This window comes from Pseudomonadota bacterium (assembly GCA_013285465.1).
Classification (GTDB): domain Bacteria; phylum Pseudomonadota; class Alphaproteobacteria; order Micavibrionales; family CSBR16-224; genus CSBR16-224.
Genome location: CP053449.1, coordinates 2,561,772 through 2,574,022, shown reverse-complemented (window position 1 = coordinate 2,574,022; position 12,251 = coordinate 2,561,772). Strand labels below are relative to the sequence as shown.

12 protein-coding genes and 1 tRNA gene are annotated in these 12,251 nt (G+C 51.6%); 8 read left to right on the top strand and 5 right to left on the bottom strand.

Annotated elements, in window-relative coordinates; translation table 11 throughout:
- Positions 1 to 6: 6 nt before the first annotated feature.
- Positions 7 to 381: a hypothetical protein gene (locus HND56_12365; GenBank protein ID QKK06427.1), complete on the bottom strand. Its 375-nt coding sequence runs from the start codon at positions 379 to 381 to the stop codon at positions 7 to 9.
- 63 nt (positions 382 to 444) lie between these two features.
- Here HND56_12365 and HND56_12360 point away from each other — a divergent pair, with 63 nt between their 5' ends.
- From HND56_12360 to HND56_12335, 6 genes are all read left to right on the top strand, one after another.
- Complete coding sequence (locus HND56_12360; GenBank protein ID QKK06426.1) at positions 445 to 2,160, top strand: peptide ABC transporter substrate-binding protein; 1,716 nt, start codon at positions 445 to 447, stop codon at positions 2,158 to 2,160.
- Positions 2,161 to 2,163: 3 nt separating this feature from the next.
- On the top strand, positions 2,164 to 3,057 hold the full coding sequence (locus tag HND56_12355; GenBank protein QKK06425.1) for a hypothetical protein: 894 nt from the start codon (positions 2,164 to 2,166) through the stop codon (positions 3,055 to 3,057).
- Positions 3,054 to 4,037: an ABC transporter permease gene (locus HND56_12350; GenBank protein ID QKK06424.1), complete on the top strand. Its 984-nt coding sequence runs from the start codon at positions 3,054 to 3,056 to the stop codon at positions 4,035 to 4,037. Before HND56_12355 ends, HND56_12350 begins: the two co-directional genes overlap by 4 nt.
- A gap of 2 nt (positions 4,038 to 4,039) precedes the next feature.
- On the top strand, positions 4,040 to 4,999 hold the full coding sequence (locus HND56_12345) for an ABC transporter permease (GenBank protein ID QKK06653.1): 960 nt from the start codon (positions 4,040 to 4,042) through the stop codon (positions 4,997 to 4,999).
- A 61-nt stretch (positions 5,000 to 5,060) separates the two neighbouring features.
- Positions 5,061 to 5,150 (top strand) — tRNA-Ser (locus tag HND56_12340).
- Between the two features lie 401 nt (positions 5,151 to 5,551).
- Positions 5,552 to 5,821 (top strand): DUF1971 domain-containing protein, encoded by a 270-nt coding sequence (locus HND56_12335; protein QKK06423.1) that lies wholly within the window; start codon positions 5,552 to 5,554, stop codon positions 5,819 to 5,821.
- A gap of 6 nt (positions 5,822 to 5,827) precedes the next feature.
- Here HND56_12335 and HND56_12330 read toward each other — a convergent pair whose 3' ends face one another.
- Together HND56_12330 and HND56_12325 are read right to left on the bottom strand one after the other, a co-directional pair.
- Positions 5,828 to 6,208 (bottom strand): hypothetical protein, encoded by a 381-nt coding sequence (locus HND56_12330; GenBank protein ID QKK06422.1) that lies wholly within the window; start codon positions 6,206 to 6,208, stop codon positions 5,828 to 5,830.
- A complete protein-coding gene (locus tag HND56_12325; GenBank protein QKK06421.1) occupies positions 6,205 to 8,151 on the bottom strand; it encodes a hypothetical protein in 1,947 nt (648 codons plus the stop codon). The genes HND56_12330 and HND56_12325 overlap by 4 nt, the downstream gene beginning before the upstream one ends.
- 64 nt (positions 8,152 to 8,215) lie before the next feature.
- Here HND56_12325 and HND56_12320 point away from each other — a divergent pair, with 64 nt between their 5' ends.
- Together HND56_12320 and HND56_12315 are read left to right on the top strand one after the other, a co-directional pair.
- The gene (locus tag HND56_12320) at positions 8,216 to 9,193 is read left to right on the top strand and encodes a sterol desaturase family protein (protein QKK06420.1); all 978 of its coding nucleotides are present in this window, start codon (positions 8,216 to 8,218) and stop codon (positions 9,191 to 9,193) included.
- Complete coding sequence (locus HND56_12315) at positions 9,190 to 10,290, top strand: acyltransferase (GenBank protein ID QKK06419.1); 1,101 nt, start codon at positions 9,190 to 9,192, stop codon at positions 10,288 to 10,290. Before HND56_12320 ends, HND56_12315 begins: the two co-directional genes overlap by 4 nt.
- On the opposite strand, the gene HND56_12310 is transcribed toward HND56_12315, so the two are convergent.
- Positions 10,282 to 10,992, bottom strand: a complete 711-nt coding sequence (locus HND56_12310; protein QKK06418.1) for an ABC transporter ATP-binding protein — start codon at positions 10,990 to 10,992, stop codon at positions 10,282 to 10,284. The genes HND56_12315 and HND56_12310 overlap by 9 nt on opposite strands.
- On the bottom strand, positions 10,992 to 12,248 hold the full coding sequence (locus HND56_12305; GenBank protein ID QKK06417.1) for an ABC transporter permease: 1,257 nt from the start codon (positions 12,246 to 12,248) through the stop codon (positions 10,992 to 10,994). Before HND56_12305 ends, HND56_12310 begins: the two co-directional genes overlap by 1 nt.
- Between the last annotated feature and the right edge of the window lie 3 nt (positions 12,249 to 12,251).

Genomic DNA, 12,251 nt, shown 5'->3' with positions numbered 1-12,251 from the left:
TTCTTTTTAAGAAAACAGGCTGACAAGTCCGGCGGTGAATGAGGAGGCAATAAAGAAGAGAACGAAAAACAGAATGATTTGGCTCATAAAGGTTTTGGGAAAGGCCTTGATCAGCTCGTTACAGACATTTGTCCATTTAATCAGTTCGGGGTCGCGTTCCACCAGTTTTTCCTGTTCATGCGCTTTTTGAATAATGCGCAGAAAGTTATATTGCGCGCCGCCGCTGGTGACCAGATCCATAATGTCAAACGGCCCCATACCGTTCCACAAATCGCGGTGATGCTTGCGCAGACGCAGCCAGACCTTCACGAAAGGCAATACCGGCAGCGCCGCCATCATGACGACGACAAAGAAACCGCAGACAACATATAAAAGTCCCATAGAAAAGGCCCTGATGTTTTGTTACTCTTATGTCCCGTACTATTTAAGACGACAGAGGGGCGTATGGCAAAGATTTTTCGTGTTTTATTGTGTAATTTTGCGGTTTTCCTGCTGGTTTGGGGATTTTCCGCTGTTTTTCCGGCGCTGGCGCAAAAACCGGGGGAACAGCCCGAACAGAAACTGGTGATCGGTATGACGCAGTTTCCTTCGACCATGAATCCCATTATTGATTCCATGGTGGCAAAATCCTATGTGCTGGGCATGGTGCACCGCCAGATGACCGCCTATAACCATGATTGGCGACCCTTTTGCATGTTATGTACGGAGCTGCCCTCTTTCGAGAACGGGCGGGCGGAAGAGATTACCCGCGCTGACGGCACAAAAACCATCCGCGCCCGCTATACGTTGCAAGACGGGCTGAAATGGGGGGACGGTACGGAAGTGACCACCAAAGATGTGTTATTCACATGGCAGGTCGGCAAACATCCGATGGCGGGGGCATCGAATTTTGATTTATTCGCCAAAGATATCGTCAGCATTACGGCAGAGGATGAGAAAAACTTCACCATCGAATTTGACGAGGTGAAATGCGAATTTGCCGCCATTAATGATTTCCGCCTGCTGCCCGCGCATCTGGAAGGCGCGGTTTTTGAAAAAGAGCCCGCAACGTATAAAGACCGCACACTTTATGATGCTGCGCCCTTGACCCCCGGCCTGTATCTGGGTCCGTATCTGATTGCGGGGGTGGAGCCGGGCGCGTCTTTTACTATGGTGAAAAACCCGCATTGGTGGGGACAGCCGCCTTATTTTGATAAAATCATCATCCGCATTATCGAGAACAGTGCGGCGCTGGGTACCAATCTGTTATCGGGCGATATTGATTATATTGCCGGCGAGCTGGGGCTGATGGTGGATGAGGCTGTCGGGCTGGAAAAACGTCTAAAGCGGATGGCGAAAGGTAAATTCGAGGTTTTTTACGAGACCGGCCTGACTTACGAGCATATTGATTTCAATCTTGATAACCCGCATTTTCAGGATGTGCGCGTGCGCCGCGCTTTGCTGCACGGCATCAACCGTGATGCCGTCAGTGCCAGATTATTCGGCGGGCGGCAGCCTGTTGCCCATGTTAATATCCATCCGATGGATGTGATTTACGATAAGGAGGTGCGTAAATATGTCTATGACCCGCAAAAGGCCGAAGCGCTGCTGGATGAGGCTGGATGGAAAAAGGCGAAAGACGGTTTCCGCTATAATGACAAGGGTGAAAAACTGCAATTCCGGCTGATGACAACAGCCGGCAACCGCTCGCGCGAGCTGGTGCAGCAGGCCATCCAGTCGGATTGGGGAAAAATCGGCGTGCAGACCGTTTTGAAAAACGAAACGGCACGGGTGTTGTTCGGGGAAACGACACGGATGCGCAAATTTGATGACGGTGTCATGTATGCCTGGATGAGTGCGCCGAAAAATATTCCGCGTACGACGCTGCATTCAAGCATGATTCCGTCTGCGGAAAATAATTATGCCGGCCAGAATTATCCGGGTTTTAAAAATGCCGAGGCCGACCAAGTGCTGGATGATCTGGAACGGGTTTGTGCGCCGGACAAGAATATGGCGCTGTGGAAACGTATTCAGGCGATTTATGCAGAGGAACTTCCGGCCTTGCCGCTTTACTATCGCGCCAATAGTTTTATTGTGCCAAAATGGCTGAAGGGCATCCGCCCGACGGGACATCAGGACCCGTCAACATTATGGGTGGAAGAATGGAGGAGGGAGCCTTAAACCGTGGGAAAGAAGTCACAAAAGCTGAAAGATGCGGCAAAAAATCTGCCGAAGAAAAAGCAGGAATCCCTCTCCCGCTTTTGGGGGCGTATTCTTAAAAAAGCACTGCTGGTTATGGTTTTTGCCGCCTATCTGCTGGTCGGATCCGTTGCGACTCTGATGTGGGGGAAGACGGTGCTGTTCCGGTCTTTGACGATGGATCAGGCCTTGCTGCGTATGGATCATTACCGTGAAAGATATAAATATTTCGACGCCGTTTTTCTGTTTGATGTGCAGGAGGCGGAACGTGCGGTAGAGATTATCAACACGCTGCAGCCTTTGGCGCCTGTGATCGAACCTGTTTTTTATTTCCAGCTGGCGAAAAGATATGAGGAAATCGGCCATATGGATAAGGCGGTTTTCTGGAATCTGTTGGGATCATTCCGTCTGCGTCTTGATGCCCGCCGCTGTGAAGGCGCGGATGATCTGGATGCGGTGGAAGTCTATACGGAGCTTTACGGCAGTAAAAATGTCGCTATCTATATCAGTGAGGATATCGACAGAACGGAAAGAATTTTCAACGAAGTGATGGCATGGGATGCGGAAAATCCGCCGCAAACCTCGCCGCAATATTTCTGCCGTATTGCACGCATGTATATTTACCGCCATTTGCCGCAATATACCGGAAAGCCGGTTGATCAAAAGTTTTGGCCGCTTATTTACCAAGCCTATCGTGAACAGATCAAAGAGGGTTTTATTCCCGAATTGCGGCAGACGGTGTTGATGCAGGAGGCGCAGCAAGACAGCGGCGCGGCAAATGAAAACGGCACAGAGACACCGGCGATTGAAACGGACGCGCCGCTTGTGGAAACCGCGCCTGTCGAGGAACCGCCGGTGCAGGAGGATGCGGGACCATGATTTCCGCCGGATTTGTCGGCACACGCGCCGTGCAGCTTTGTCTGATGCTGCTGATCGTTTCCTTTCTGATTTACATGTTAATGGGTTTAATGCCGGGCGATCCGATCGATATGATGCTGGCCGCCAACCCGCATGCGGGGCCGGAAGATGCGGCGCGGCTCAGGGTGATTTACGGATTGGACCGTCCGTTATCGGAGCGTTATATAAACTGGCTGGGCGCGGCTTTGCAGGGTGATTTCGGGCATAGCCGCTTATTTGGACGCCCTGTGCTGGAAGTGCTGATGCCGCGGATGGGGACAACTTTTTTCCTGATGGCGGCAAGCCTGTTTCTGACATTGCTGGTGGCGCTTCCTGTCGGTGTTTATGCGGCGCATAATCCTTACGGTTTTGCCGACCGTTTTGTGAATCTGTTTTGCTTTGCCGGTATTTCCATCCCGCCGTTCTGGTTGGCGCTGATTTTGATGAGCGTCTTTGCCGTCTGGCTTGGCTGGCTTCCCGCAGGCGGGACGGGCGGCGATGGAGAAGGCGGGTTTTTGGGGCGGGTTGCACATATGGTGCTGCCGGTGATGACGCTGACATTGGCGAGTATCGGCGGTTATATCCGCTATATCCGCGGTGCGATGATCGAAAGTCTTGGTGCGAATCATATCCAGACGGCGCGGGCGAAGGGCTGCGGTGAAAACCGCGTGATCTGGGTGCATGCGCTGCGCAGTGCGATGATTCCGGTGGTAACGATTATCGCGCTGGATTTCGGCACGTTTTTCAGCGGTGCGCTGATTACCGAAACGATGTTTTCATGGCCGGGGATGGGGAAGCTGATTTACGACTCCATCATGGGGAATGATTATAATATGGCGCTGGTCGCGCTGTTGTTTTCGACTTTTTTTGTTCTGGCGGCAAATTTCGCGGCGGATGTTTTATATGTGTTTCTAGACCCCCGCGTCAAAATGACGGCGGAAAAAGCGGGGAAGACGGCATGACAATGTTGCAGGCGGAGGCGGAAAATGCTGCAGCAAATATTGCGGCAACAGGCGCTAAAGATACAGGGTCGCTTTACGGGACGCGGCAGGTTCTCAGACGGTTTAAACGCAACCGTTTTGCGGTATTTTCGCTTTGTGTGCTGATTTTTTTATGTGCGATGGCGCTGGCGGCGGGGCTGTTTGAAAAAATGCTGGGGCTGAACGCCAATGATGTTGATTTGATCAGCCGTTTTTTGCCGCCGTCGCCGGAACATTTTCTGGGTACTGATGCGCTGGGGCGGGATATTTTTCTGCGGCTGCTTTACGGGGGGCGTATTTCCCTGACCGTCGGGCTGGTGACGGCATTGCTGGTGGCGGTGATCGGGACATTAATCGGCTTGCTGGCTGGCTTTTATGGCGGACGGCTGGATAATTTCTTGATGCGTCTGACTGATGGCGTAATTATTCTGCCGCTGCTGCCGTTTTTGATTATTTTGTCCTCCATTGATATTGCGAAACTGGGGATTGATCCGAGCCGTTTTGACGGCAGCGGTTTAAGCGTGCTGCATATTGTTTTTGTGATTGCGCTATTTGGCTGGACAACGGTGGCGCGGCTGGTGCGGGCGCAGGTTTATGTGGTCAAGGAACAGGATTATATCCGCGCGGCCCGTGCGCTGGGGGTTGCGCCGCTCAGAATTTTGCTGCGCCATGTGTTGCCGAATGTGGTGGCGGTGATGATTGTGGCGGTGACGCTGTCGGTCGGGAATATTATTCTGCTGGAATCGGTTCTAAGCTTTCTGGGGCTGGGGATCCAGCCGCCCGCGGCCAGCTGGGGGAATATGCTGACAGGGGCGCAGGAGCTGGTTTGGGAACATCCGTTTTTGACGCTGTATCCGGGCGGGATGATTTTCATCACCGTGATGGCGTTTAATATTGTCGGCGACGGGTTGCAGGATGCGCTGAATCCGAAATCACAGCATTAGAAAAAACAGCTTGAACAGAAAAGAAAATTTGACGATACTGGCTTCCTGTTATCTCATCAGCGGAGGGGTGGCAGAGCGGTTGAATGCACCGGTCTTGAAAACCGGCATGGGGGCAACTCCATCGTGGGTTCGAATCCCACCCCCTCCGCCATAATAAAAGCCCCCCTTAACGGGGGTGTTTTATTATGCGGATGCGGTGTGAGGGTGAGAGCCTGCAGGGTTCGACAACAAGCTTAGCGCGCTGCAAGCGCGCTCTAGCGGTTGCGATTTTGCAAGGCACAATTGTGCCGCCGCAAAATAATCCCACCCTCCTATCACAGAAAACACTCCCATAATGAGAGTATTTTATTTTAGGCTGCGATAAGGTTCCGGTCGCAAAAAAGATTTGGTAATGAAGCGTAAAAACGCTACCATAGTTTTATAGCGCGGCTTTTAAGTGAATGTCGTATCACGGCAAAGCAAAGCTCTCACGCTTAAAAAATACAACCTATTATCTAAAAATTAAATAAAAATTGTTATAGTAGGAAAGGTGCGGTGAAAATGGGGGGAGTGATGAGGGACCTTCCGGATAATGTGACATTTTACAGTCGAACGCCTGTTTATACGGAGAAAACGCTCCCGCCCGGTTTTTTAAAAAATCACCGGACAAAGGAGGGTGTTTGGGGTGTGATTGAAGTTGTGGACGGGGAACTGGAATATGTGATCGGCACGTCTGAAAAACATATTCTGCGCTCCGGTTATAACGGCGTTGTCGAACCGCAGGTGCTGCATCATGTGAAGCCGTTGGGCGAGGTCAGCTTTTCCGTCGCTTTTTATCGATAACCGTTTTTATATATTGGCCTTTTTCTTTATGGTTTCAACCAGCCGCTGCAATTGATTTTCGGATAGTTTGAAATAAAAACCCGCGCAGAGCTTTCGCGCGTCACCTTCCGCAGTCCAATGCAGTTTCAAAACGGGTTTGCCTGCAAGCCATTTACCCGCATGCCATTTGCCGAATGTAATGCCTGTTATATTTTTATAAGGGATGATAAGCGGGTCTTTTGTCAGATAGCGGCGAAAGGATAATCCATCCTCTGTCAATTCTCCCTCGCCGTTGCCGCGCATAAAAAAACCGTTTTCTTTATAGCGGCGCCACCATTTTTCATCAATCTCCGTTCCGATATAGCCGCCTGCAAGTCTGGGAATTTCTTTATTATCTTCACTGTTCATTCTTCTTCCTCCTTCGAGCGGAAATCTACGGTATAGGGGCGGGCTTGCAGAAAGGTGAAATGCCCGTCTTTGTGCAGCAGAAATTCCACATCCATGGCGCGCGGGTCGCCGCTGCCTTTGCGGGTGGGGATGAAGAATTTATGGATGTCCTCCAGATGGCCGGTCAGGGTTTCCAGATTTTGTTCCGACAAGATCGGTTTGCCGCCATTGAGGGAGCTGCGGGAAAACAGTACGGTTTCAAGTTCATCGGTGAAAGTATAAACAATGAGTGATTCCGGTGTTGCCGTGCCGGTTGCGCCTGTGATATTGCCCGCCATGGTCTGGGCATTGATAAAATGCCCCGGTCTGCGGTGGTGGAACGGGTTGGCGGTGACGGCAACGCCATTGGCAACAACATCACTGACAAAAGGCTGGACGATCACCGCCATCGCCGTGGCGTCATTATCAATGCGGTACCAGACGCGTTCGCGATAGGCGCGGATATTCCAGAGACTGCCCCAAACGGCGCGGAGAGCGGCGGCGATCTGTTTTTCATCCGCATCGGCGGAAATGACTTTTGAACGGTACAGCCCTGCACCTGTGAAGCCTTGAATATCCTCGGCATTGGCGCTGGAGCGCAGAATAACTTTTTTCGCGCCGAAAGCACGCATCCGCGTCTGAATATCACGCAGCAGTTTTTGCGAGACGGGCATGGTTTTGATGGCGGATTGGATATTATAAAGCTGTACCTCCGCCGGGCGGGCATAACGCAGCCCCTCGGATTTGATCAAGCCGTTGATGAGGGTATCAATCCCCGTTGCCTGCATATGGCTTATATAATGATGGACGGGGATCACAAAACCGCCGGGAATGGTAATGCCTTTATCATGCAATTGGCACAGCTCGCCAAGATAGGCGGCTTTGCCGCCGATTGCGCCGATATCGGAAAAGCCCGTATCGCATAAATCAGGCAGGCCGATATCAGCGGAAATCAGCTGCGGTGTGACAGTCACCGGCGGGCGGTTTTGCGCCCACCAGCTATTGGCCTCGTCCCGCGTTGCGGGTGTGATGCTGTAATCCTGCCCGTCAACAGTGAGTTTGACCAATTTGCCTTCCAGCGCCCGCAAGGCCTGATTATCAATCGCGCCGCGCAAAGCCATATTCGCGGTGCGCCGCCCCTCCATCAGCAGGGAGATATGCGCCAGCGGCGCTTGCAGCTGTGATGTGATCAGCCCCGCACAGACAGGCAGATCATCAGGGACGAATTCCGTCACCAGAATCTGGTCGGGGCGGATGCTTGCGGGGTCAATTCTGCCGCGCAGAAAACGCAGATAGCCGTATCCCGTTGCCAGCGTCAGCGGCTGGTATTGAATGGCGGATTGGAAATCATCCATCGTCCAGACGGGGATTGCGCCGCCCAGCTCTTCCACGCGCTGAAGATGGGTCGGGGATTGCGGGTGAAACCGCATTTTTTTGCCGAAATAGGTGCGTTTGACAAGGCTGTGATAGGCTTTTTCGATGAATGCGGCGGACATATTATCGCTGGGGGCGATTTCCATCGCCCAGAAATCACCGTCCAGATAATGGCTGATAGAGCCCATGATATAACGGCGGTCGGGCGATTCATATTCGCGGCTATTGAACAGCTTATGCGGATATTCCGGATCAATATTGGCGCGGACAAAACGGTAATGGATATCCCATTTTTTGGTATTGGTCAGATAGAGTTTCCAGCTGTCGCGGGTGAAAATAAATTTGATGGTTTCCGTGCGTGCCGCCATGCTGGTTTTTGGCCGCGCGGCGATTGACAGCCATTGTGCCTCCGTCTCCAGACGGGAAAGATAGACGGGGTCTTCAGATTCTGCGGCTTCGGCATAAACGGGGGCGACGGAAAGAAACCCGGCACAAAAAAGCGCCGTGATGATGAAGATAAAAAACGGTTTCTTTCCTGCGGATATCGTCATGGGAATATTTTACACGGGATTTATTTACAGGTCTTTCTTAAAGTTTTCATGTTAAAATAACAGGATGGAACAGCAAAGCCCGCTTGACCATTTCCTGTCATTTTTATCCGCGCTGATCGACCCTGATTTGCGCTTTCATCCGCTTTACCTTTTGCCGTTTTTTGTGATGGCGTTTTTGCTTTATCTTTATCACAGGCGGCGCGGTCTGCATGACGGGCAGGGGTTTTTCAAATGGCTGTTTCCCAAAGATGTTTATTTTCACCCCTCGCATATCACCGATATTAAATTATTTCTGCTGGGACAGGTTCTGACGGCGGCGAAAGCCTTTAATATGATCGTGGTGATGACGCTGTTTGCGGGGTTGACGATTCTGGCGGTCGGCGGCGAGGTTTCGGCAAAGCCTTTGACAGTCGGGCGGGTGTTGCTGGTGACAATTGTGATTACCCTTATTCGTGATTTTTGCGTTTACTGGGTGCATCGTTTGCATCACGAGCTGCCGGTGTTCTGGCCGTTCCATGCCGTACATCACAGCGCAGAGGTGATGACACCGGTGACGGTGTATCGCAAACATCCGGTTTATGATCTGATTTCAAGCTTTGTAAAAAATATCTTTGTCGGTATTTTTTCCGGTCTGGCGCTGGTGTTTCTGGTTGGGCAAATACAGTTGACGCTGATTGCCGGTGTGAATATCTTTTATTTTCTGTTTAATGCGCTGGGGTCGAATTTCCGGCACAGCCATATCTGGTTCAGCTATGGGCCGTTTTGGGAGAAAATTTTTATTTCCCCCGCACAACATCAAATCCATCATTCGCTGGAACCGCGGCATCATAATAAAAATTACGGCGAAATTTTCGCCCTTTGGGACTGGATTTTCGGGACGATCTATATTCCTGCCGGACGTGAGGATCTGCAATTCGGCATTTCCAAAAGCAGTACGTCGAATGAAAGAATTGCGCAGCCGCATCCGACATTGAAAACGGCTTTGCTGGTGCCGTTCCGTGATAGCTGGAAAGCGCTGAAACGGCGGAGAAAGAAAAAATGACGCGTTTCTTTTCCCTTTATCTTGATCTGCTCCGTTTTCTTGCCGCATTGCTGGTGCTGGTGTCACATTTTGCCTATCCGCGTTTTACCGATGGTGATTATCTTTTTATCCGTGACTTGAATCTGGGCAGTGATGCGGTGGTGTTCTTTTTTGTGCTGTCGGGTCTGGTGATTTCCTATACGGCGGAAGTGAAGGATAAAACGCTGCGGCAATATGCTTTCAGCCGTGCAACGCGGCTTTATTCCGTTGTTATTCCGGCACTGATGCTGACGGTTTTGATGGATCGCTTTGGCAGCTCTATTGCGCCGGCTGTTTATGACGGCTGGTGGTATAATCCTGCGCCGGTCTGGCAGCAATTACTGCGCGGCTGGACATTCAGTAATGAATGGGGGCTGCTGGGGTTCAGAATCGGTACAAACGGGCCTTATTGGTCACTAAGCTATGAAGCCGCCTATTATCTGATTTTCGGGGCGGCCTTTTATCTGCGCGGCGGCTTGCGCGCGGGGTTGCTGGTTTTATTCTGTTTTGTGGCGGGTATTTCCGTGCTGTTGCTTTTTCCGGTCTGGCTGCTGGGAATGGCGGTTTACAAACTGATAAAACAGGATGTGCCGCTGACAGTGTCGCAGGCATGGGCGGCGGTAATTGTGCCGGTGCTGCTTTATGCCGGCTGTCTTTGGGCGGGACTGCCGCATATTCTGCTGGCGGGAACGGAGGCTGTTTTCGGGCAAGTTATTGTGAAAGCCTTGTTCGGATTTTCCGATGAATTTTTGTGGAATATGCTGATCGGGGCTTTTGTGGCACTGCATCTGATCGGTGTGGCGGCATTGGCGCAGCGGAAAGATTATAATATCGGTGCGCGTACGGCAGTTATAGTGAAATGGTGTGCGGGGGCGACATTTACGATTTATATCCTGCATTATCCGGCGCTGCAGTTTTTTGATGCGCTGCTTCCGGAGGAGATGGAAAAATATGCGCGGCAGGGCGGGTTATTGTTTGCGGTGCTGCTGTTGTGTTTTGCCGCGGCGGAAATTTCCGAACGGCGGCTGGGCTGGTTCAGGCGGGTTTTTTCTGCCGGAAAGCTTACTTTTTCACGGTGATGATTTTTCCGTGGTGATTTTTCCGTCGACGATATGGATGCGCCGCTGTGCGCGTGCGGCAAGTGCGGGGTCATGGGTGATGGTCAGGACGGTTTTATTTTCCTCCTTCACCAGTTTTTCAAACAGCTTGAAAACAATATCGGCGTTTTTGGTGTCCAGATTCCCCGAGGGTTCATCTGCCAGAATAATCAGCGGGTCATTTGCCATGGCGCGGGCGACGGCAACGCGCTGGCGTTCTCCCCCCGATAGTTGTCCGGGTTTTTTACGCCCTGCGCCTTCCAGCCCGAAATGGGCCAGCAGCATTTCCGCCCGTTCCTTCATTGCCGCGGCGGATAATTTCCCCAATTTGCGCATCGGCAGCATGATATTCTCCAGCACCGTAAATTCCTCCAGCAGGAAGTGAAACTGAAAGACGAAACCGATTTTTTCCAAGCGGATTTTTTCCAGCTGTTTTTTGTTGGCAGTCGAGGTGTCGAAGCCGTCAATAAAGACCTGTCCCTCCGTCGGTTTGTCAAGCAGGCCGATCAGATACATCAGAGAGGATTTTCCTGAGCCGGACGGGCCGGTGACGGACACGAATTCCCCCGCTTCGATACGGCAGTTGATGTCTTTGACCAAAGTGACGGGGATGACTTCCCGCGTCAGAATGCGGGTGACGTTCCTGAGTTCGATCGCCGGAGATGCGGAAGCGGGTTTTGTCATTATGCCGCTCCGCGGATAATATCGACGGGGTAAAGCGCGGCGGCTTTTCGCGCCGGAATATAGGCGGAAATGACGGAGGATAATGTTGCCATGACCGCGCCGCCGATATACAGCCAGACGGAACGGAAGACGGGCATGCCTTCGAATTTAATCGGCATATTGACCTCTTCGCCCAGATCAATACGGAAGGAGGCCAGCATTTCCACCAGCATGGCGCCGAGAACCCAGCCGAAAATCGAGCCGATCAATCCGATTACGATACCCTGAAACAGGAACACTTTTCTGATATCGCCTTCGGAAAAACCGATGGATTTTAAAATGGCGATATCGCGACTTTTTTCATTCACCGATGTCGAGATAATGTTGAAAATCCCGAAGCTGGACACGATGATAATAACGCCGACCGTGGAATACATGATGATGTTTTCAATGACGAACATTTCGAAAATATTGGCAAAGGTTTCCTGCCAGCTTTCCGTGCGGTAGCCGTAACGTTTTTCAAGATCAGCGGCAAGAGATGTGGCGTCATCGACATTTTGCAGCCGGATATTGATCTGATTGATGCGGTTTTCCCTGTCTTGCAGAATTTGCACCTTTTTCAGCATGGCATAGCCGGTGCTGCCGTCCACTTCGGTGACGCCGGTATTGAACAGCCCGACAAGTTTCATTGTGCGCGTATTGCCGGCAGGGGAAATGGCGGAAATTTTCGCCCCCAGCCTTGCACCGAGTTTATGGGCGAGTTCCTCCCCGATAATAATGCCGTTGCTGTTGGTTAAAAGCGCATTTAAATCGCCCTGCGTCATATCGCGTTCCAGATTGCTGGCATGGCGTTCCATTTCCGGCCGGATTCCGGTTAACGCTGCCGCAACATCCTTGCCGCCGTAACGCAAAAAAACCTGACCTTGCAAAACGGGGGAAACGGCAAGGCCGTCCATCGCCGTAAGCCGCTCCAGAATGGAACGGGCGGAGTGAATACCGCGGATTTCCTCCCGCGGTTTTATGCCGCGCAGCTCGACCGCCGCATCGGGAAAACGTTGGTAAACAGGCTGCTGCTGCGGATTGCGGAATTCATCCATGATTTTGACATGCGGGGCGACATCAATCAGTTTTTCGATGAAATAATCATGCATGCCTTTCATCATACTGGCGATGCCGATAAAAAAGGAGACGCCCAGCATAACGCCGACGATGGATAACACAGTCTGGCGACGGCGGTTTTTCAAATATTCCCAGCCGATGACAAGAACCGTATTCATCGC